Annotated in this window: 16 protein-coding genes; 5 read left to right on the forward strand and 11 right to left on the reverse strand. The window is 38.9% G+C overall.

Going from position 1 to position 22,101, the window contains the following annotated elements; genetic code table 11:
• Position 1: 1 nt before the first annotated feature.
• The 5 genes from mnmA to CWD91_RS06885 form a co-directional block, all read right to left on the reverse strand.
• Positions 2-1,243, reverse strand: coding sequence for a tRNA 2-thiouridine(34) synthase MnmA (gene mnmA / locus CWD91_RS06865; protein ID WP_262509677.1), 1,242 nt, complete (start codon positions 1,241-1,243; stop codon positions 2-4).
• Positions 1,244-1,643: 400 nt separating this feature from the next.
• Positions 1,644-2,198, reverse strand: coding sequence for a DUF6515 family protein (locus tag CWD91_RS06870; protein ID WP_103440234.1), 555 nt, complete (start codon positions 2,196-2,198; stop codon positions 1,644-1,646).
• 201 nt (positions 2,199-2,399) lie between these two features.
• Positions 2,400-4,256 carry a membrane protein insertase YidC gene (gene yidC, locus CWD91_RS06875; protein WP_103440235.1) on the reverse strand — a complete coding sequence of 619 codons (1,857 nt, stop codon included), beginning with the start codon at positions 4,254-4,256 and terminating at the stop codon, positions 2,400-2,402.
• Between the two features lie 119 nt (positions 4,257-4,375).
• Positions 4,376-6,001 (reverse strand): CTP synthase, encoded by a 1,626-nt coding sequence (locus CWD91_RS06880; protein WP_103440236.1) that lies wholly within the window; start codon positions 5,999-6,001, stop codon positions 4,376-4,378.
• A gap of 60 nt (positions 6,002-6,061) precedes the next feature.
• Positions 6,062-6,298: a DUF3820 family protein gene (locus CWD91_RS06885; RefSeq protein WP_103440515.1), complete on the reverse strand. Its 237-nt coding sequence runs from the start codon at positions 6,296-6,298 to the stop codon at positions 6,062-6,064.
• Positions 6,299-6,602: 304 nt separating this feature from the next.
• Between CWD91_RS06885 and CWD91_RS06890 the strand changes: the two genes are divergently transcribed.
• Positions 6,603-7,472 (forward strand): hydroxypyruvate isomerase family protein, encoded by an 870-nt coding sequence (locus tag CWD91_RS06890; protein WP_103440237.1) that lies wholly within the window; start codon positions 6,603-6,605, stop codon positions 7,470-7,472.
• Positions 7,473-7,538: 66 nt separating this feature from the next.
• Here the strand turns inward: CWD91_RS06890 and CWD91_RS06895 are convergent, their stop codons facing one another.
• The 4 genes from CWD91_RS06895 to guaA all read right to left on the reverse strand — a co-directional run bounded on the left by CWD91_RS06895 (position 7,539) and on the right by guaA (position 12,262).
• The gene (locus CWD91_RS06895; protein ID WP_239985678.1) at positions 7,539-8,069 is read right to left on the reverse strand and encodes a DUF922 domain-containing protein; all 531 of its coding nucleotides are present in this window, start codon (positions 8,067-8,069) and stop codon (positions 7,539-7,541) included.
• A 13-nt stretch (positions 8,070-8,082) separates the two neighbouring features.
• On the reverse strand, positions 8,083-8,460 hold the full coding sequence (locus CWD91_RS06900) for an osmotically inducible protein OsmC (RefSeq protein WP_103440238.1): 378 nt from the start codon (positions 8,458-8,460) through the stop codon (positions 8,083-8,085).
• Positions 8,441-10,606: a PBP1 and LysM peptidoglycan-binding domain-containing protein gene (locus CWD91_RS06905; RefSeq protein WP_239985679.1), complete on the reverse strand. Its 2,166-nt coding sequence runs from the start codon at positions 10,604-10,606 to the stop codon at positions 8,441-8,443. The genes CWD91_RS06900 and CWD91_RS06905 overlap by 20 nt, the downstream gene beginning before the upstream one ends.
• Positions 10,607-10,729: 123 nt before the next feature.
• The gene (gene guaA / locus CWD91_RS06910; RefSeq protein WP_103440517.1) at positions 10,730-12,262 is read right to left on the reverse strand and encodes a glutamine-hydrolyzing GMP synthase; all 1,533 of its coding nucleotides are present in this window, start codon (positions 12,260-12,262) and stop codon (positions 10,730-10,732) included.
• 423 nt (positions 12,263-12,685) lie between these two features.
• Between guaA and CWD91_RS06915 the strand changes: the two genes are divergently transcribed.
• Entirely contained in the window at positions 12,686-13,231 is a 546-nt protein-coding gene (locus CWD91_RS06915) for a pyridoxamine 5'-phosphate oxidase family protein (RefSeq protein WP_103440240.1), read from the forward strand.
• A gap of 26 nt (positions 13,232-13,257) precedes the next feature.
• Here the strand turns inward: CWD91_RS06915 and CWD91_RS06920 are convergent, their stop codons facing one another.
• Positions 13,258-14,628: a pyridoxal phosphate-dependent decarboxylase family protein gene (locus CWD91_RS06920; RefSeq protein ID WP_103440518.1), complete on the reverse strand. Its 1,371-nt coding sequence runs from the start codon at positions 14,626-14,628 to the stop codon at positions 13,258-13,260.
• An 80-nt stretch (positions 14,629-14,708) separates the two neighbouring features.
• On the reverse strand, positions 14,709-16,310 hold the full coding sequence (gene bshC / locus CWD91_RS06925) for a bacillithiol biosynthesis cysteine-adding enzyme BshC (protein ID WP_103440241.1): 1,602 nt from the start codon (positions 16,308-16,310) through the stop codon (positions 14,709-14,711).
• A gap of 202 nt (positions 16,311-16,512) precedes the next feature.
• Between bshC and CWD91_RS06930 the strand changes: the two genes are divergently transcribed.
• The 3 genes from CWD91_RS06930 to CWD91_RS06945 all read left to right on the forward strand — a co-directional run bounded on the left by CWD91_RS06930 (position 16,513) and on the right by CWD91_RS06945 (position 21,956).
• A complete protein-coding gene (locus CWD91_RS06930; protein ID WP_103440242.1) occupies positions 16,513-18,969 on the forward strand; it encodes a M14 family zinc carboxypeptidase in 2,457 nt (818 codons plus the stop codon).
• A gap of 274 nt (positions 18,970-19,243) precedes the next feature.
• The gene (locus CWD91_RS06940) at positions 19,244-19,696 is read left to right on the forward strand and encodes a DUF1569 domain-containing protein (RefSeq protein ID WP_103440244.1); all 453 of its coding nucleotides are present in this window, start codon (positions 19,244-19,246) and stop codon (positions 19,694-19,696) included.
• Positions 19,697-19,856: 160 nt separating this feature from the next.
• Positions 19,857-21,956 (forward strand): beta-N-acetylhexosaminidase, encoded by a 2,100-nt coding sequence (locus CWD91_RS06945; protein ID WP_103440245.1) that lies wholly within the window; start codon positions 19,857-19,859, stop codon positions 21,954-21,956.
• Positions 21,957-22,101: the final 145 nt, after the last annotated feature.

Below are 22,101 nucleotides of genomic sequence, written 5' to 3' on the forward strand. Positions count from 1 at the left end.
ATTAAGAAATTACACCGGACCCAACCAATTCTTCCCCTATATACCAAGCAACAAACTGCCCTTCCGTAATAGCCGATTGCTTTTCTTCAAAATCCACATACAAACCCCCATCTACTCTATATAATGTTGCCTTCTGCAATGGTTGCCTATATCTTATCCTAGCCATGACTTCCATGTTCTGATCTACCTCCAGGGCCAAATCTGTACGTACCCAATGTAATTCCTCATTATTTACAAATAAGGTCCTTCGGTAAAGTCCAGGATGACTTTTGCCTTGACCAGTATAAATTACATTTTGATCAACATCGGTCTCAATAACGAATAAAGGTTCTTTAGTACCACCTACATCTAAACCTTTGCGCTGTCCCTTGGTAAAATAATGGGCGCCTTGGTGTTCTCCCACTACCTTCCCGTCTGTTAGGTTATAGTGCGGCTTTTCTGCGAAAAACGCCAATTCCTCCATCTTGGAATTAAACTCCGGAACATTATGGACATACTGCTCCAATACGGCAGGAACCTCCACGATAAAGCCTTTTTTTGGTCTTAACTTTTGTTGCAAAAATTCGGGCAAACGAACTTTTCCAATAAAACAAAGACCTTGGGAGTCCTTTTTGTCAGCAGTGATCAGATCATTTGCTGCTGCTATCCTACGTACTTCAGGCTTTAATAATTCCCCAATAGGGAATAAGGTTTTGGAAAGCTGTTCCTGGGAAAGCTGACATAAAAAATAGGATTGGTCCTTATTTCCATCTGCACCGGCCAATAATTGATAGGTTTCCGTCCCATCTTCATTTTTGATAATACCTTTTCTACAGTAATGCCCTGTGGCCACGTAATCTGCACCTAGCTGCATGGCTATTTTCATAAACACATCAAACTTGATTTCGCGATTACAAAGCACATCGGGATTGGGTGTCCTGCCTTTTTCATATTCCCTAAACATATAGTCCACGATACGTTCTTTATACTGGGCACTCAAGTCTACAGTCTGAAACGGAATTCCCAATTTTTCGGCAACAATAAGTGCATCATTACTATCCTCCAACCATGGACACTCCTTGGAAATAGTAACGGAATCGTCATGCCAGTTCTTCATAAATAGGCCTATAACCTCATATCCCTGTTCCTTTAAGAGATATGCCGTAACACTGGAATCCACACCACCGGAAAGTCCGACAACCACCTTTTTCATACGTTTAAATCTACTTTTGTTTTTGGTAGCCCTTTGGTCGTAATTGACCAAGAGCGACTTACAATTTAGTATGCAAAAATACGAAATAGGAATTTGGTTGTTTTAAAAATATGGCTCAATCACAACCAAGGGATAGCCCATGCTTTGATTATCAATAATAATCATCACTGATTAGGAATGGAGCAATAAAAAAAGGCGCCAAAAATAATTTAAGGATTTCAATCGGATATAATGTGAATAAAAATGCAAGAATCCAATTAATTAAAATGCCAAACAACAAAAGAAGCCACTTTAGCATACTAAATCGGCCCCTTTACAACTATTAGTTTTACACAGTTTAAAAAATTACAATCTTTGAGGACCCAAAACTTACCAAACTAAACCAAATCAATGCTAAAAACCCCGACTTAATGGCCGGGGTTTTTTGTTTTACAAACTATCCTCCAATACTTCAATCTTCTTCTTCCAGGACATCAATTATTTCATAACCATCTTGGACAGCTTTATACACGGCATCATTTAGTTCATACGCCGGGATTCCATCAAAGTCGATTTCCTCTGCATCTACAGGCAGCTCATAGACAACAGCTCCCTTGGGTGGTGCAACAATTTCATATTCATCACCAATTTGTTGATAGAAAACTCCATCGGCGTATCTATAGGCGCCACCCCTCACTACAATTCTAATTGCAGTTCTTGGTAATATGCGAACTCTAAACCCTGGTCGTGGAAAACTTCTTACATAAACGCCTTTCCTAGCAATATAGAACATGCCCCCTACTGGATAATAGGCAACCTTTCTATGCATGATGGCCTTAGTACCCTTTGGCAATCGCCTAAGGGTTCTACGCTCAACCCTTCTGTTGTGCCTTCTTACCTTTCTTTTGACCTTATGTACTTTCTCAACTTTGGTTCTATTGACTACTTGGGTTTGAGCTTCCAAATTAGGGTTAGGCAAAAAGAACATTACCAATGCCAATCCTAGAACAAAATTTAAATGTTTCATAATAACAGAATTAAGGATTATACATATCTATGACTCTTGATGAAAAAAAAGGTTTAAACACATCTTAATTCTCCAAATGAAATGAAACCGATGGTAAATCGATTTTCCAGTGGAAACAGACAAATAATCAAGAATAACCTCAAAAAAAAAAGTGCTTGAAAAAATTCAAGCACTCTAATTGTTCAGAAGGCAAATTTTGATTTATTTCTTGCCTATTTTTTTTTGTTCCTCTGCCTGTTCCATCATCTCCCGCATCTTCTTTTGAAACTTGTTTTCTTTCTTAGGCTTCTTCTTATTCTCTTGTATCTGAGCATGGATCTTATCCTCATCCAAAATAAATTTCTTAATGGCCAACATAATAAAAATGGTAATCAAGTTAGACACAAAGTAGTATAAACTAAGTCCACTGGCATAGTTATTAAAGAAAACCAACATCATTAACGGAGACAGATACATGATAAATTTCATATTGGGCATTCCGGGCTGGGTCTGCATATTCTGACCAGTTGTCATCATCATATAAAAAAAGATGGCAACGGACGCCAATATGGGAAACAAACTAACATGATCCCCATAAAAAGGAATTGTGAATGGCAATTGAGCTATGGCATCATAGGAAGAAAGGTCATCTGCCCATAAAAACGATTTCTGACGCAATGCAAAGGAAGTAGGGAAAAACATGAACAGCGCATAGAAAATTGGCATCTGCAGCAATGCAGGTACACAACCGCTCATAGGGCTCACCCCTGCCTTGTTGTACAATTTCATAGTTTCCTGTTGCTTTTTCATAGCATTGTCCTTAAATTTCTCATTAAGCTCAGTAATTTCAGGTTTCAACACCTTCATTTTGGCTTGGGACAAATAGGACTTGTATGTTGCCGGGGACATTATTAGTCTCACCAAAATAGTCATGACCACAATAGCAATACCGTAAGGTAGAAAGGAACTCAAGAAAGTATAAACCGGGGTAAAGATATACCTGTTTATCCATCCAAAAATTCCCCATCCAAATGGAATGGAATCATCCAGCCCCAATTCCTTGTATTGTGCCAAAACCTTAACATCTGTAGGGCCGTAATACCAGTTAAAATTATATGCCAACTCCCCACCTACCAACTTCAAGGGTACTTCTGAAGCAAACTCTTTGGTAAATTGTTGGGTGTGGCTTTCCTCCTCCACCAGATTAATGGAGTTGAGCTTGGCTGTTTCAAATTTATTGGCATAGGTAAGAATGGAACTAAAGAAATGCTGTCTGTAGGATATCCATTTTACATCCACTTCAGTTTCTTCATCCTCGCTACCCTCTGAAAGTTTACTTATTTTATCATCATCGTGATTATAAGTGACCCTGGTATATCTATTTTCGTATTGTATACTTTTGGAATGCCGAATTGTCTTCAATTTCCAATCCAGATCTATGGGTTTGGAATTATTCAGAATTCCATTTAAACCTTGGGAACGTACGGTAAAACCAATTAGATATTGGTCCGGCTTCACTTCATATCTATATTCCAAGAATTTGTCCGAGGCAACTTTGGCCTTCATGGAAAGCACCTGATTTTCTCCGGATTTGGAAAGTGTAGGTTCAAAATATAAATCGTTGGTATTCAGAACGCGATTGTCCGAAGTACTAAAATTGAGCGCAAAATTGGCATTTCCGTCCTTAATTAAATAAACCTGAACGGAATCATAGGTAACATACCCCTTCATTCTTGCCTCTACAATCTGACCTCCCTTGTTGCTTATTTCCAAATAAACCACATCGTTTTCCAAAACTGTGGTCCCTTCTGTAGGAGCCGTAAAGCCAAAAGCGCCAATAGCGCTTTTATAACTTGCTACAGCCGTTGAATCTTGAAGATCAATCTTCTTGGGCTGAGTAATTTCTTCCTTGACCGTATTGGCCTTTTGCGATTCAGCAGCTTCTACCTGCTCTTGTTGTGCCTTCTTTGCTTCCAGCTCTTCCGGTGTTGGCTGATTCTGCCAAAACATAAAAATAAGAATACCAAAAATCAGTACAAAACCGATAATGGTATTAATATCCAATTTCTTTTCCTCCATCTAAAGTTTAATTTTAAAATATTTTCGGCAGGGATGCAATCAATATCAACGTTCCCAACAGATTAAAACAGCTTGCAAATATATGCCCAATTAGGTTATTTATGTCAAACTGGCATAGTTTATTGCTTTCCTTCCTTCTGGTGCTTTAGAGCAGCTTTTACAAATCCCACAAATAATGGGTGCGGATTGTCAACTGTGCTCTTATATTCAGGATGATATTGCACCCCAATAAACCAAGGGTGCGAAGGAATCTCTACGATTTCTACCAAACCAGTTTCCTTATTTACCCCAGAAGCCACAAGTCCAGCTTCCTCCAGTTGCTTTTTATAACTGTTGTTAAACTCATAACGGTGACGGTGGCGCTCTGAAATTTCGGATGCCCCGTGATAGATTTTTTGCACTAAACTGCCCTTTTCCAAATGACAGTCCCAGGCACCTAAGCGCATTGTACCTCCTTTATTTATGATGTTTTTCTGTTCCTCCATAATACTGATTACAGGATTAGGGGTGTTTTCGTCCATCTCTGTGGAACTGGCATTTTCAAGGCCAAGTACATTTCTAGAATACTCTATTACCGCCATTTGCATACCCAAACAAATTCCTAAAAAAGGAATTCCATTTTCCCGGGCAAATTGAACCGCCTTGATCTTTCCTTCTATTCCTCTTTCCCCAAATCCAGGTGCTACAAGTATGCCATCAAGTCCTTGCATCTTCTTTTCAATATTCTTGGCGGTAAGATGTTCGGAATGAATCGATTTCACTTTTACCTTTACATGGTTCACAGAACCTGCATGGATAAAAGATTCCAAAATGGATTTATAGGAATCCTGCAATTCCACGTACTTCCCAATAAGCCCTACGGTTACCTCATTTTTAGGATTCTTGTGCCATTGTAAAAATTGATTCCATTTAGTAAGATCGGGAACTACATCATCCGGAAGGGCCAATTTTTTAAGCGTTACGGTATCCAAACCCTCCTCTTGCATTAAAATAGGCACATCATATATGGTTGATGCATCTATGGATTGTATAACCGCTTCTCTTTTAACATTGCAGAAGAGAGCAAGTTTATCTTTTAATTCATCTGGAATTTCGTGTTCGGTCCTACAGACCAAAATATCTGCCTTTATCCCACTTTCCATTAATGTCTTTACAGAATGTTGGGTAGGTTTTGTTTTTAACTCCCCTGCAGCTGAAAGATAGGGCACCAAGGTTAAATGAATTACAATTCCATTATTATCACCCAACTCCCATAGCAACTGGCGCACAGCTTCTATATATGGCAATGATTCTATATCACCTACTGTACCACCAATTTCGGTAATTACAATGTCGTAATCCCCACTTTTACCCAGCAATTGAATGCGCTCCTTTATTTCATTGGTAATATGGGGTACCACTTGAACCGTTTTTCCCAAAAACTCACCTCTTCGTTCCTTTTCTATAACACTTTGGTAAATTCTTCCAGTGGTAACGTTATTTGCCTGTGAAGTCCTAACATTTAAAAAGCGCTCGTAATGCCCAAGGTCCAAATCGGTCTCCGCACCATCATCGGTAACATAACATTCACCGTGTTCATAGGGATTTAAAGTTCCAGGATCAACATTGATATAGGGGTCTAATTTTTGTATAGTAGTTCTATAACCTCGAGCCTGTAATAATTTGGCAAGAGAGGCTGCTATAATCCCTTTTCCAAGGGATGAAGTAACCCCACCGGTTACAAAAATATATTTAGTCTGTGACATGAAGCGTTAGGTTGAATTCGTAACGCGAGCAAAAATACGAATTGCAATAACAATTAACGGCTAATATTGGGGAAAATCTTTTTGAATTTTTCTAATAAGCCCCTCCAATCCGTTAATTTTAATTTCCAGCATGGCTCTTAACAAATTTCCAAGCTTTCCTTCTGGAAATCCACTTTGTTGAAACCATATCAAGTATGGTTCGGGAAGTTCCACCAAATATCTTCCCTTAAACTTCCCAAATGGCATTCTGTAGTGTGCCAATTCTATTAATTGCCTCTTATCCGGAACTACATTCATATTTAATAATCTATTCAAAGATACCATCTTAGGACCTCCTTTCAAATTGTTTGATCGAAATAATCTCCCCAATTTAAACTTGGCTCGATTTGAACAATCTATTTCTAAATTCCGTATTTTTAATACAAATCACCTATCTTTATACATGTATAATTTACATTTATAACTGGATAAACCTTAAAATACTGTTATAGTGGTATTTAATGCAGTTAGGGTTTTAATTTATTCTACACTACCTTATTGAGTAATAACCTAGTGTGTAGCAGAAATCAACTAAGAAGTTTCAACAAATATAATTAAACCGATGAAAAGAAGAACATTTATAGGAACCTCAGCAGCCGCATCTGTTGGCTTGCTGGCTTGCAAAAATGGAAATGCAATGGAATTAAATAAAGAAAAAGAAACGAAGCTAAACAACAACATTAACCATAGCGTATGCTATTGGTGTTACGGCAGCATCCCACTCGAAGATTTTCTTAAGTCGTTAAATGACCTAGGGGTAAAAAGTGTGGACCTTATTGGGCCTAAGGACTGGCCGTTACTTAAAAAATACAATATTAATTCCTCTATGTGCAATGGGGCAGAAATTAGCCTTACGGAAGGTTGGAACGATCCCAAGTATCATAAAACTTTAATTAAAAATTACACAGAAATGATTCCCAAGGTGGCCGAAGCGGGCTACACCAATCTTATCTGTTTTAGTGGTAACCGAAGGGGAATGGATGATGCTGTTGGTCTACAAAATTGTGTAGACGGGTTAAAGCAGATTATTCCCCTGGCCGAAAAACATGGTGTGATAATACAAATGGAGTTATTGAATTCCAAGGTGAACCATGAAGACTATATGTGCGACCATACTGAATGGGGTGTGGAATTGTGCAAAAAGTTGGGATCCAACAATTTTAAACTGCTTTATGATATTTACCATATGCAGATTATGGAAGGGGACATTATACGCAACATTCAAGATTTCAACGCGTATTTTGGACACTACCACACTGGTGGCAACCCAGGAAGAAATGAAATAAACGAAACCCAGGAACTGTATTATCCCGCCATTATGAAGGCTATTTTGGCCACAGGATTTAAGGGACATGTGGCACAGGAATTTATACCAACCTGGGACGATAAAATCGCTGCCCTAAAAGAAGGGGTCACTATTTGTGACGTATAACAGCTTGTCTATCCAACAAATTAAAAATGTATAGATCTAAAAGGAAACCTTTTACACGGTTTCCTTTTAATTGTTTAATGCTTTCTTGATTTTTTTATTCCAAATTAATTGCTGAACCATATCCCTTGAAAAATTGGTTTCAGAATCGTATTTATTTTGAAAATCGTTTAAATCCTTGAGGATTTTTCTATAAATCTCCTTAACCTCGGATTTTGCATTTTTAGTGAATTTGGTCTTGGCCAATTCCTGTCTCATTTTACGGGCATAAACTTCAGTGATATCAAAATGCAATTGTTCGTGACCCAAAACTGTAGGGTTGGCAAGTTTAGGCTTATACCAGGATTTGTTGGGATAAAAATGACAGCTTACCTTGAAATCGAGTTCCATTTTATCAGCGGTTCCCTGAGCAGAAAAATTGTAGGTTATTCCACTTGCAGTAATAGCAGCGGCATTGGAAATATTGGAAGGCTTACCCTTGAAATCGGCCCAAGTCAATTTTTTCCCAGGGTGCCATTCAACAACCTCTTCCTCCTGACCAAAACCCAAATTGAGCACCAGGCAAACAATAATTAGAGCAATTGATTTTATAGTTCCCAATTGAAAGTGATATTTAGTTATAATGTACTGGATAGGTCCCAGCACTGTACTCCAATATTTCTTCCTTTTTATCCGGAATTTTATTGGTCACATTAAATTTAAAATCGACCCTGGTAATACGTCCGTATTCGGCTTCAATGCAATCTTTCACTCCAGGCCCGGAATACTCAAAATCCCAATCCAGATTCTCGGCCTTTAGTCCCATAACGAAATTATTGGCCAAAGCTGTGGCAACTGTATCCGTTGAAGAAAATGCATGCCCCAATCCATGGTTTTGCAATGGGGCAGCGGTAATATCTGAATTACCTGGAATTATGTTCACAGCTGCGCTTACAATCCTTCGGCATAGGTCACTTTCCAGATCATCGTCATTATTCTTTAAGCTCCACAATCCTCATATTTTCATAGCCCAGTATATAGGAAGCCCTATTAAAATATCCTGATGAGATGTCCTTGTTAAAATTAAACTTGTTACCAATATATTCAGTTTCACCAATAAGTTTGGAGGCCACAACCAGGTCGTTTTTATATGCAAGTTTTAGAAGCATATCCAATGTTAGATCAAAACCACGAACTGCATATTCATCAGGATCCGAACCATATTTTGTTCTATACATTTTTAAGAAACCATTTCCTTCGGCCTCTTTTGAAGCGGAAGGATATGTAAACTTCAAATTGGAGAGGTGGGAATAAGAAACGGCTTCACTATCAAAAGCCTTGTTCTTGTCCGTTGTAAAAAGCCTAATACCAATTTCCTTGCTTATCAAGGAATTCAACAATGATCCCACGTGATACACAACATTGGCCTGATCGGTTTCAAGAAACACCCAATTCTCAGTCTCCAATGACAATATCTTGGTAATTTTATCAATGTCCACCGTTCGATCTTCTTTTAAGGCCACTATTTTAGCCCCAGGAAATTTAAACATCAAAGCAGATTCCGTAGCCTTATTCTTTTGATCCGCAATTATAATAATATTTTCTTTGGTCCTTAAGCCCTCAACATAGGTCATCATATGCTCCTCCATAACTTTTTCAGAGGGAAGGGCGAAAAACACGTTGTTTAAACTTAAATCACTTTTTTCGGTCAGAGGGGCAACCACCGGAACTCCGTATTCCCCAGCCTGCAGTGCAACCTCTTTTAAAGATTGCGGCTCCAAGGGACCAAAAATTGCCGAGACTCCAATCAGATTCTCCTTTTGTAATATTCCTTTGGTACGATTTATGTCCAATTGGGTATCATAGGTTTTCACATCTACGGAAATCCCCAATTTGGCTATTGAATCCAGGGCCACCATTGCCCCGGAATATAGTCCCAAACTATATTTTACATCCTTTCTATTTTCTATGGCATTTTTGGTGGCAGCATTGTCCTTTAAATCCAGCCTATCCAGTCGGAAGGGCAAAAGAAATAGTACCCTGGGCCTGTTAAGTCTGTTTATGCTATCCACTAATCTTATCTTATCTAAAATCAGGGCATTTTTCACATCAAAATTACCTGTCTGTGCCTTGGGCAATTTTAAGACCATTCCAGCCTTTAAACCGTCCTTTAACTCTGGATTAAGTTCCAATAATTCTTTATAAGTTACCCCAAATTTACGGGTAAGTGAAAACTCGGTCTGCTTAGGTTTCACCTCATAAAAATTGTAATTCTCAATATTGACTTCCCCGCTCTCTACCTTTTGTACAGGTATCCTCAACACCATTCCTTCCTTTAGGCCACCCCTTTCCTTTATACCAGGATTCAAGGCTATAATTTCGCTGGAGGTTAATCCAAACTTTTTCTCCAAACTATAAAAAGTCTGTTTGGGGGGAACGGTATATGAATTGTACAACTGGGTTTCTTGATCTTTAAGGGAGCTGCCCAATGGCCTTGGCAATAACAACTCCTGACCAGAGGATAAATAGTCTGTTATTTTCGATAATTTGGGATTTAGAACCAATAAACTATCAATGGTAATCCCATACTTATTGGCTATACTCCAACGAGTTTCCTTAGGTTGAACCGTGTAGATTTCATAATTACCCTCAATAAATGCCTTTTCGGCAGGATCCACCCTTTTATATTTGGGAATCTTGAGAATCATTCCCTTTTTCAACTGAACCGAATACAACTCTCTATTGTAGCGTTTAATATCATCTTCCGAAATATTATACTGCTTGGAAATGCCAAACAGTGTTTCTTTTCTTTTGGTACGGTGAGAGATATAGCCAACTGGCTGCTGCTGTTGAAGACCGGCTTCATTTCCCTTTAATGCCTGCAACAAGGCAGTTACTTCGGTTACACTATCTTTTTTTACCACAGTACCGTTTGCCGTGGGAATAACCAAAATAGTATTGGCCCTTAAAGCCTGACCCTTTTTTATCTCCTTGTTATAATTTAATATCCCCTGCTCGGGTACATTATAACGTTTTGCTATACTTTCCAAAGTTTCGCCAGCTTTTACAGAATGGGTAGTGAATTTTTGTGCTATTGCGTTAATGCTCAACAACAATAAAAAAACCGTTGTAATAATTACTTTACTATATATTTTCACAAGTATGGATTTTATTTGTTCTATTTATAATAAGCCAAGTACAAAATTGAGAACGAACACAAACACAACAATGTTATACTAAAAATTAAATTTTATTGTCAAACTTGGAAATTTAATGGCTAATTATTCCCATTCAATCGTTGCAGGAGGTTTTGAACTAATATCGTATACTACCCTATTTACCCCTCTAACCTTATTTATAATGTCGTTGGAGGTTTTCTGCAAAAACTCATAAGGTAAATTTACCCAATCCGCGGTCATCCCGTCCGTACTTTCAACTGCCCTTAAAGCTACACATTTTTCATAAGTCCTTTCATCGCCCATTACACCTACACTATTGACGGGCAAGAGCATTGCTCCCGCTTGCCATACCTTGTCATAAAGTCCCCATTCCTTTAATCCGTTAATAAAAATGGCATCTACCTCTTGAAGTATAGCCACTTTCTCACGAGTTATGTCACCTAAAATACGGATCGCCAACCCTGGTCCCGGAAAAGGATGCCTCCCCAATAATTCCTTATCAATGCCCAAGCTTGCACCAACCCGCCTTACTTCATCCTTGAACAACATTCGCAATGGTTCTACTACCTTCAACTTCATATAATCTGGCAATCCACCTACATTGTGATGACTTTTAATAGTGGCAGATGGGCCTCCTGTGGCTGAAACGGATTCAATAACATCAGGATATATTGTACCCTGAGCCAGCCATTTTGCATCTTCCACCAAGTGCGATTCATCATCAAAGACCTCTATAAAAACCCTGCCAATGGCCTTTCTTTTCTTTTCGGGATCACTTTCTCCTTCCAAGTTATCCAAAAAGCGTGCCGAAGCGTCCACGCCCTTAACATTTAACCCCATACCTTCATATTGGTCCAATACCGATTGAAACTCATTTTTACGAAGCAGTCCGTTATTTACAAAAATGCAATGCAAATGTTTCCCAATTGCTTTGTGTAGCAAAACTGCCGCAACGGTAGAATCTACTCCACCGGATAGGCCAAGAATTACCTTTTCATTACCAATTTCAGCCTTTAATTTGGCTACGGTAGTTTCCACAAACGAATCCGGGGTCCAAGTCTGCGCCACACCAGCTATATGTACCAAAAAGTTTTCCAATAACCTTTTCCCATCGGTGGTATGATACACCTCCGGGTGAAATTGAATGGCATAGGTCTCTTCGTCTTTTAACTTATAGGCCGCATTATCCACATCGTGGGTACTGGCCAATTTAATTGCTCCAGCTGGTAATTCCTTTATGGTATCACTATGGCTCATCCAAACCTGGCTACCTTCCGAAATTCCTTCAAAAAAGGATTCGGTGTGATCAATAAAGGACAATTTAGCCCTCCCGTATTCACGGGTATCGGAAGGCGCTACCTTACCCCCATTAAAATGGGCCAAATACTGGGCACCGTAACAAACAGCCAACAAGGGCATTTTGCCTTTAATTTGTGATAGATCAGGATGGGGGGCATCATCGCCCCTTACAGAAAATGGTGACCCCGAAAGAATCACGGCTTTGTATTCCGATACATTCTCGGGCAAATGGTTGTAAGGTTTTATTTCGCAGAAAATATTTAGTTCCCTGACCCTTCTAGCGATGAGCTGCGTATATTGGGAACCAAAATCTAATATGAGGACGTTATTTTGCATGGGCAAAAATAGTAATTTGAAATTTTTGTAAAAGTATCTTTGAGGTATATTAATCACAAAACTTATAAACAGAATAAATTTGCACACCAATATTTGCCAAATAGGCCCTAAAATAATGGGATTCGTTCAGTTGATAGCAAATAGAATTATTCCGGATCGGGTTTTTAAAATTGGAATTATAGAAGTTTAAAATATAGCTGGATGCCCATTCTTCCATCAATTTAAGACAAAAATAAAGCCCGGTAACCAACCGGGCTTTCTAATCAAAACCAACCTAAACCAATTAACTAATTATAACTACTCACAATTTCATTCGAAATTATTTTCAAATTCATAGCAATTTATATCTATAACAACTGAGAAAAGAAAAACCCTACTCCAACTTTTATTTTTATCTTTAAGAAAACAAACTAAACGATATTCATGGCTACCGCTTATTTACAGGAAATTAGGGAAGAGCTGCAAAAGGGGCCCACTGAAAAAGACCACCCCTTTAGATTTTTTACGTTCTCAACCGTGGGATTAGATCAGGTTGCGCGTTTGCGAACGGTGGTCCTAAGGGATGTTTCCAAGGACCTAAAACTAACTTTTTACACTGATAGACGTTCTAAAAAGATAACCCATATCAAAGAAAACAAAAGGGTAAGCCTACTCCTTTACCACCCTACCAAATTGCTGCAATTAAAGATCGAAGGCACAGCAACCTACAAAGATGATGTTGCCACCAAAGAGAAATATTGGAGTAATCTGGATGCGTACGCAAAAAAGCAGTACACAACAAGCAGATCTCCCGGAAGTAATTTAATTAATCCCCAGAATTTGGAATATTTAAGTGAAGAAAATCATTTCTGTGTAGTAGAGATTACGCCGTATAAAATTGAATATTTAAAATTAAGTCAACCCAATCATATTAGGGTCCGTTTCTCCAAGGTTGGTATTCAATGGGAAAGTGAGTATTTGGTACCCTAAGCTCCTTGCCAACTTTATAGTACGCCCTAACCCATGGAATCCAATATCATTGAAATATCCTTCTCCGTTGTATCCGGGTTAATAAAACAAAATCGTGCCACTGTTTCATAGACACCCTTTTGCTTGTACTTTGTAGGAGTTACCAAAGCAAATCCTTCCCTGTGATTTTTATAGGTCCAATGGGTATAATCCTGAGGGGACCATCCTTTTCTTCTAAATAACACACATGAAAGACTCGGCTCCCTGACCAATTCCACCAAGGGATGCTCACGAATAAGCTCCCCAGCCTTATTGGCCAATTCAATACCTTGATCAACTGCCCAAGAATACTTATCCGTACCGTGCATGGCCAACGAAAACCAAAGCGGCAATCCCCTTACCCGGCGCGTTAACTGTATTTGATAGTCCGAAGGATTAAATCCATGAGCACCTTCATCCTTAAATATTTCCAAATAAGATCCTTCTTGGGAATGAGCTTCCTTGGCCAATTCCGGATTTTTATAAATTATGGCTCCACAATCATAAGGTGAGAAAAGCCATTTATGGGGGTCAATAGTAATACTATCCGCTTGCTCAATCCCATGGAACAGCGGTCGGGCCATTCTGGAAGCCAAGGCACCACCACCATAGGCCGCATCTACGTGAAACCAAAGGTATTCCTTATTACAAACTGCGGCAATACCCGACAAATCATCAATAATACCCGCATTGGTTGTACCTCCGGTTGCAACAACTGCAAACAACCTATCCCTTTGTTGGGAGTCTAGGGAACCTATTTTTTCAATTAGCGCCTCAGCGGTCATTTGTTCCTCGGTCTCTACCAAAAGCACATCACAGTCAATAACCTTGGCCATGGATTTTACCGATGAGTGGGCCCCGGAGGAAGTTATGATCAATCCTTTTTTATTGGAGTTACTAGGGTTTTTGCGCCAATTTTCCCTAGCGGTAACCATAGCGGATAAGTTTGCGGCCGTACCCCCGCTTGTGAATACCCCAAAGGAACCCCTTGGCAAACCTGTTAGGGAAACCAACCATTTCATAGCCTCGTTCTCACAAAATATTCCGCCCGCACCTTCCATCCAATAAGCTCCATGGATACTTGATGCCGAAGTGACCAAATCAAACATAACCGCTGCGCGCGTTGGTGAGGCGGGTACAAATGCCAAATGTCTGGGATGATCTATGGGTACTGTAGCTTTTATCAGCACTTCTTTGAACAATTGAAATGCTTTTTCTCCCCCAATGCCCTCCGGAGTTACAGTTTCCCCAACTAAGGCCTTTAACTCCTCTTCTTTCTTGGGCTTGCCCAATTCCGGAGATGGATTGGTAATGCGGCCAATGGCGTATTTAACGACATCCAATGTCATTTCCACCATTTCAAAATCTACTTTGTGCATGGACATAGTCTGTTTTTAACAAATATAACCTTTTGGATTGTTACCATCTTTCAAGGGATCGCAATAAAAAAGAATAGATTTCAGTCCATTTTTACAATGGAAAAAACTCCGGATAACGGCCTCAATGCCTTCATTAAACTTGGAATCAATCGATCTCCATACTCTAGATATAGTTCGGAAAAATTAAGATTGCGCTCTTGTAGTGATTTATTGGGAAAAAGCTGATTCTGAATTTCGGTCATACGCATCACTTGATCCTCCAACTTTCGTTTTTGCGCTTTTAGCAACCTTTTCTCTAAGTGATCCAGACCTTGCAATTGCTTTACCTCCTGCGCTTTTACTGCCCCTAAAAAAGAAGCGTCCGTTTGGGATGCCAGTTCGTACAATCCTTTAAACTGCTCTTCCAAATGTTTTTTTTGAGGTGTAAAATCGATATCAATATTGGAAATCTCCCTAATCTTTTTATTGATAAAACTACTTTGCCCTAAAAATATATCCGCTAGGGAAATATTCATGCGATGTAATTTCTCCATCTGTTTACCAGTAATGATCAAAGCCGAATTACGAAGTAATAATACAGGGAAAGTCACGTTCATTTCCCCAAACATAGCCTTCAGCTCCAACCAATAAGCCAATTCCCCACCCCCACCTATATAACAAAGGTTGGGTAAAATAACTTCTTGGTATAAAGGTCTAGTGATTACATTCGGAGAAAAACGTTGAGGGTAATTTTCCAGTTCGTCAAGTATTTCTTTCTGACTGAATTCGATTTTCGTTTCGTTTACATAAAACTTGCCATCACGCTCCAATATCCTTTCACGAACACCATCGACCAGATAAAAATAATTTATCTCCCTAGGATTAACCTGAATACCATAATTATCCGGTAATGCCTGAAGTTGATCTATTGTTGCAATTACTTTCTTATAGGAAGCATTCTCCAACAAATCCCGTTTTACATAGGGCTGTAATAAACGTTTTAATTCGGTATTATTTCCATCTAAAATAACCAGCCCGTATTCACCAAACAGCTCATTGGCCAAAAAGCGGGTGGCATCCGTCAGGTTATCGTGCTCCAAATACGCCTTAGAAAACCATTCCTTTAGCCTATTGGCATTGATGCTGTTGCCCATTTCATTTGAAAATGCCTCCAAGATAGCTTCCAACCCATCAGTTTCCAGAGGTCCAACCGCACCGGAGGTCCTTTTATTCCACTGTAATTTCTTCCCCTTAAAATTGAAGTAGTTTATTTCATCAAAATCGTGATCTTCTGTCGCCATCCAGTAAATAGGCACAAAATTATTCTCAGGATTGGACAGCTTCAGTTCCTTGGTTAGATTAATGGTAGAGATGATCTTATATAAAAAATACAGGGGACCTGTAAACAAGTTTAATTGATGCCCGGTAACAACGGTATATGTTGAGGCTTCCTTAAGAAGCGATATATTTACCTTGGTATCTTCCGAAATTTCAATATCCCTATACTGATTTTTCAAAACCGAATACAGCACTTCACGATGCGATTTTGGAAAATTTTGTTTGGCCTTAATCTGCTCCTTAAATTGCCCTATATGGGGAGGTTTACCATAAAAAGGCAATAGAGTTTCCTTGCCTTCCAGATAATCACATATTAAATCAGAAAAATAACCAGTTTTTTTAAAGGGTATGCCTTCGACTTCCATAGAAACATTGGTAATAGCTGGTAAAGATAAAATTATCCCTTTTTTCAGTTCCTAAAAATACGTTAAGAAGTTTAATTTATACTCTATTAATATTTTTTTTGATGTGCGCCTTAAGCAATCTTAAAATGTCAAGAATTAACGGAAGACAACTAATTTCACGAATATTCCTTAGATTTGATTCTTAGCAAATCAATGGATTTAAATGAAAAAACTTCTACTAGCCTTTTTTCTTCTTACGAACACCTTTGGCAATTCCCAAACTTTACTATCCCCCTCCGAATTTTTAGGATATGAATTAGGGTCAGAATTTACGCGGCACCATCAAGTGGTCGACTATTATAAATATCTGGCCGAAAATGCTTCAGATCGCGTTAAGCTCACAGAATATGGAAAAACCAACGAACGTAGACCATTGATCCTGGCCTATGTATCCACAGCTGAAAACATTGGTAATCTGGAGGCCATTAGGGCGGAACATATAAAAAACACTTCAGGTGAGGGATCGCCTACCAAAGCCATTGTATGGTTAAGCTATAATGTACACGGAAATGAAAGTGTAAGCACCGAGGCATCAATGCAGACCATTTATGAACTATTGACCAGCAAAGCGTCCTACCTAAAAAATACCTTGGTTATTTTGGATCCATGTATTAATCCTGATGGGCGGGATCGATATGTTAACTGGTACAATCAATTTAAGAACACTCCCAACAATATAGACCCCAATAGTAAGGAACACCATGAAAGTTGGCTAAGCGGGCGTTCCAACCACTATATGTTCGACTTAAATAGAGATTGGGCATGGCTCACCCAAGTGGAAAGTCAACAGCGCATAAAGGTTTTTAACCTTTGGCTGCCACATGTCCATGTAGATTTTCATGAACAGGGAGTGAATAAACCTTATTATTTTGCTCCGGCCGCAGAACCCTTTCATGAAGTTGTAACTAATTTTCAGCGCGATTTTCAAGTTACTATAGGCAAGAACCACGCTAAATATTTTGATGACAATGGCTGGTTTTACTTTACAAAAGAAATTTTTGATCTTTTATACCCTAGCTACGGTGATACCTACCCCACTTACAACGGCGGTATAGGAATGACCTATGAGCAAGGAGGTAGTGGACGCGCCGGATTGGGCATCAAGACTATTATTGGGGACACCCTTACCCTTCAAGATCGTATAGCACACCATCTTACTACGGGACTGTCTACAGTGGAAGTAGTCTCCCAGAATACAGAAAAACTAAACAGGGAATTCAAAAAGTTTTATCAAAACAAGAATTTCAAGTACAAGAGCTATATACTGAACGGGGATCCCGATAAAATTGATGCCATTGCGGCACTACTTAATTCCCATGAGATCAAATATGGCTGGGCCAAGGAAGGTACTGCCAAGGGACATCTATATAGTTCGGGGAAATTGGGAACCTTAAAAACCACCCCTTCCAGTTTGATTGTCTCCACCAACCAGGTCAAAGGTACTTTGGCCCAAGTACTTCTGGAGCCCAATACAAAGCTAAGTGATTCTCTAACCTATGATATTACGGCTTGGTCCTTACCCTATGCCTACGGATTGGAGGCTATTGCTTCCCAGACCTTGGTGGAATCCGTCCCTTCAGGGGATTGGGAAATTCTCCCGCCCAAGCGTGCCAACATCAACCTTGACACCTATGCCTATGTAAGCGATTGGTCCAGCATGAAAGATGCCCGTTTTTTAACTGCATTGGTGAAGGAAAATATCAGGGTGCGATTTGCAAAAAACCCTTTTTGGGCGGAAGGCAAAAAATTTGAAAGGGGCAGCTTGATCATCACTAAAGGAGATAATAAAAACCATAAAGACTTTGTAGAGACCTTGAGCCAGGTTGCCTATGACAATAAGACTATATTAACTCCGACGAATACAGGTTTTGTTGAAAAAGGAAATGATTTTGGTTCCAGCTATGTACCTATGATAGCGAATTCCAAAATAGCAATGCTATCGGGCGAACCTACAAGCACCTTGGAATTTGGGGAAATTTGGCACTTTTTTGAACAACAACTCCGCTATCCACTAACTATTTTGGATACCGAATATTATGATGAAGTGGATATATCCGAATACGATGTCCTTATTCTCCCCAACGGATGGTATACCAAGTTCTTCAACGAAAGCAGGCTTAAAGATTTAAAGGAATTTGTAAGCAATGGAGGGAAATTGATCGCCATGGAAGGAGCCATAAAAGGGATCAATGGGGAAAATGGGTTTGCCATTAAGGAAAAGGAAATAAAGAAAGACAGCACAGAAATCATACTTCCGTACGAAGAGGCGGAACGGGAAGAAATCAAAAATACGATTACTGGAGCTATTTTTAAAACCAAGGTTGACCAAACCCACCCCTTGGCCTATGGTTTTGGCGACCACTATTTTACCCTTAAATTAAGCGATGACGCCTATGAAACTTTAGAGACAGGTACTGTAGTCTATTTGGAGAATGCGAATTCGCAGGTTGCGGGATTTGCGGGAAGTGAGGCAAAGAAAAAAGTTGCCAATACTTTGGTTTTCGGAGTAGAGGAAGTGGGCAAGGGACAAGTTATTTATATGGTAGACAACCCATTGTTTAGGGGATTTTGGGAAAATGGCAAACTCTTCTTCGTCAATGCCCTATTTATGGTAAAATAACTCTCGCGGGACCAATTTGTCCGGTTGGATCAGCAGGAGCCAAATAATTTTGAAACCATTAAATCTAAGTTCAATTATTGGTACATTCAGGTTATTCCATCCCGGAACTTTGAAACTAGAATTAATTTTTACATATAACAAAACCAAAACAGGGCCTATGAACCCGCATTTTGGCATCATTGCCACAAACCCATAAAACCTTCCAAACAAGCGTTTATTAAAACAGATCAATACAACCGAAATAAGTATTAGTAATAACCAAAAACACAAGAAAATGAAAAATATTTTCGAAAAAAAAGTAGTAGATGAGTTAATAGGTAGAATAAACAAATTAAACTCCAAAAGTACCGGCCTATGGGGTAAAATGACTGTGGCCCAGATGTTGGCCCATTGTAACGTACCCTATGAAATGGTTTATACTGATAAACATCCCAAACCCAACGGAATAATGAAATTTATGCTTAAACTATTTGTAAAACAACCAGTAGTAAGTGAAAAGCCATACAAAAAAAACAGCAGGACGGCTCCAGCATTTCTAATTGTAGACGAAAGGGACTTTGAAATTGAAAAAAAGCGATTGACAGACCACCTAACAAAAACACAAGAGCTTGGAGAAGATTACTTTCACAATAAGGAATCCCATTCTTTTGGCCCACTTACCAACATAGAATGGAACAATTTGTTTTATAAACATCTCAACCACCATTTGGAACAATTTGGAGTATAAATAATTATTTAACAACAACTAAAACCCTCCCTGGCCTGACCTTCAAAGTTCTTGTGGACATTTTTCCAAAAATATTCCATAATTGAGTATTATTCAATATTTTTGCAAATTAATCAACCTTTTAAGTGCTTAAAAAAAGCAAATACATTTTAAATACCTTATGAAAAATTTAACCGGCATCTATCTATTGACAGTTTCCTTATTACTTTTCTCCTGCAACCAAAAGGAGAATAAACTGGGCGACTTTAAACTACTGCCCCAACCTCAGGAATTTCAGGTTACGGGAGCCAGTTCAATATCTTACAATGAAACCTTAAAAGTTATAGCCCAAAACAGTGAAGCACTGCCAATAATTAACACGGATGTCTTAATAATTAGTGAAGACCAGGGTAAGGCCACTTTAACTTACGAAATAGACGCCAATTTGGATACACCGGCGGAAGGGTACACCTTGGCCATTGCGGACAAACAAATTAACATAATTGGGAAGGATAAAGCTGGATTGTTTTATGCATTCAAGACCTTGGAACAATTGGTGGTAGATGCGAAAGACCAAAAAGCAAACCTACCATTGTGCCAATTAAAAGATTTTCCACTTTTGGCCTATCGTTCCGTGCATCTGGATGTAAAACATCATTTGGAAAAGACCGAATACTATTATCAATTGATGGACAAGTTTGCCAGCTACAAAATCAATGGAATTATCTTGGAAGTTGAGGATAAATTAAAATTCAAGCGCCAGCCTATAGTTGCCTCCGATGATGCACTGAGTATTGAGGAATGGAAAAAGATCAGTGATTATGCCAAAGATCGTAATATAGAGATCAGTCCTTTGATACAGGGGTTAGGTCATGCCTCATTTATACTAAAGCACCCAGAGTACATGGAGCTAAGGGATAATCCAGAAAGCGATTGGGCTTTTAATCCATTGGATGCCAAAACTTACGAGGTGCAGTTTGACCTCTATTTAGACGCTATGGAAGCCTTTCCATACGGTAAATACCTGCATGTTGGTGGTGATGAAGTACATACTACAGGAAAAGGCAGTAAGGAATCGCCCTTAAAATTGCAATTATTGTGGCTTGACAAAGTAGCCAAATTTGCTGAAGAACATGGAAAAACTCCTATTTTTTGGGATGATATGCCCCTTAAACAGGCAGATGTTTATGATCCTATGTTTAAAAAGGACATGACCCAGGAAGAAGTGGATCAAGTCTGGCTGGAGAATGAGCATAAATTGTTGGAGTTTCTGGATATTTTTCCTAAGAATTGCATTTATATGAGATGGAACTATAGTTCCCCCCAAGCTTTAGGAAATATTAAGGCCATGAAATGGTTTACAGATCACGACCTTCAAGTAATGGGGGCAACTGCTGGCCAAACCCGATGGGTTTTGATGCCCCAGGAAGAAAGTAATATGGAAAATATTAGATCTTTTGCTGTTAGCTCTATTAATAGTGGCCTAAATGGGCTGTTATTAACCCTATGGGATGATGATTCCCCACATTTCGAATTGTACATGAGGGGTATCTTGGCCTTTGCCGAATATTCCTGGATCGGTGATAAGCGGACAAAAGAGGAAATTAAATTGGCATTTAGACAGAGAGAATATGGGTACACTATGGCCAGTGAAGACAATGCCTTTATTACCGAACTGGAAACACCAGTGATTTTTTGGAAAAATGCATTACTAAAAGGCAACCAACGAAACTATTTACCTTCTATGGAAAATCCATTGGAGAAGTCTATAATCGATTTTCCTGATAAGAAAAATATAGGAACATGGAGTTTGGCCAATGAAGAGAGGATAAAAACTGCTACCGAAATGCTATCGCAAACCGATAGTATAGCAAAAAAAATAGAAAATGCCCGTTCTATCGCGCTACGCAACGACCATAACCTACAAGTTTATGAGCAAGTGAACAAACTGGCCCAATTTAGCCCTAAAATGTTACTAGCCCTGAGAGATTACGACAAGGCGGAAAGCAGGGATGATATTTTAGCAACAGCTACCAAGCTGAAGTCACTGGAGGGAGAATTCAGCACACTTAGAAATGATTTGGAAATGGTCTACGGTAAAACACGTATTTTAAACAAACCGGATAATTACATACTAGATCAAGACCATCATGTACATTTGGCCAACCAATCCATAAATTTCGATTGGCAATTCTATGCCGAAATATTGTTCTTTAAAAAATTGAACAATGCACTGGAAAAGGAATTGTATATGGAAAATGCAGATCCCATAATAAAATAATTAATTACAAGAATTTGTGATTAGGAATATAGGTACAAAAAAGAGTAGCTAAAATAACTTGTGTCCCCTGTTGACCAAAATAAGAGTTTAATTAAGTATATTTCGCCCATAAATCCGATTTATTAATCGGAGTTAAGGAGTGTTT

The organism is Arenibacter hampyeongensis, assembly GCF_002909255.1.
GTDB classification, from domain to species: domain Bacteria; phylum Bacteroidota; class Bacteroidia; order Flavobacteriales; family Flavobacteriaceae; genus Arenibacter; species Arenibacter hampyeongensis.

Excerpts from the sequence above, each read along its gene's own strand:
- CWD91_RS06870 (WP_103440234.1), bottom strand. The coding sequence starts at position 2,198 with ATGAAACATTTAAATTTTGTTCTAGGATTGGCATTGGTAATGTTCTTT.
- yidC (WP_103440235.1), bottom strand. The coding sequence starts at position 4,256 with ATGGAGGAAAAGAAATTGGATATTAATACCATTATCGGTTTTGTACTG.
- CWD91_RS06880 (WP_103440236.1), bottom strand. The coding sequence starts at position 6,001 with ATGTCACAGACTAAATATATTTTTGTAACCGGTGGGGTTACTTCATCC.
- CWD91_RS06885 (WP_103440515.1), bottom strand. The coding sequence starts at position 6,298 with ATGAATGTAGTTCCGGATAAGAGGCAATTAATAGAATTGGCACACTAC.
- CWD91_RS06890 (WP_103440237.1), top strand. The coding sequence starts at position 6,603 with ATGAAAAGAAGAACATTTATAGGAACCTCAGCAGCCGCATCTGTTGGC.
- guaA (WP_103440517.1), bottom strand. The coding sequence starts at position 12,262 with ATGCAAAATAACGTCCTCATATTAGATTTTGGTTCCCAATATACGCAG.
- CWD91_RS06915 (WP_103440240.1), top strand. The coding sequence starts at position 12,686 with ATGGCTACCGCTTATTTACAGGAAATTAGGGAAGAGCTGCAAAAGGGG.
- CWD91_RS06920 (WP_103440518.1), bottom strand. The coding sequence starts at position 14,628 with ATGCACAAAGTAGATTTTGAAATGGTGGAAATGACATTGGATGTCGTT.
- bshC (WP_103440241.1), bottom strand. The coding sequence starts at position 16,310 with ATGGAAGTCGAAGGCATACCCTTTAAAAAAACTGGTTATTTTTCTGAT.
- CWD91_RS06930 (WP_103440242.1), top strand. The coding sequence starts at position 16,513 with ATGAAAAAACTTCTACTAGCCTTTTTTCTTCTTACGAACACCTTTGGC.
- CWD91_RS06940 (WP_103440244.1), top strand. The coding sequence starts at position 19,244 with ATGAAAAATATTTTCGAAAAAAAAGTAGTAGATGAGTTAATAGGTAGA.
- CWD91_RS06945 (WP_103440245.1), top strand. The coding sequence starts at position 19,857 with ATGAAAAATTTAACCGGCATCTATCTATTGACAGTTTCCTTATTACTT.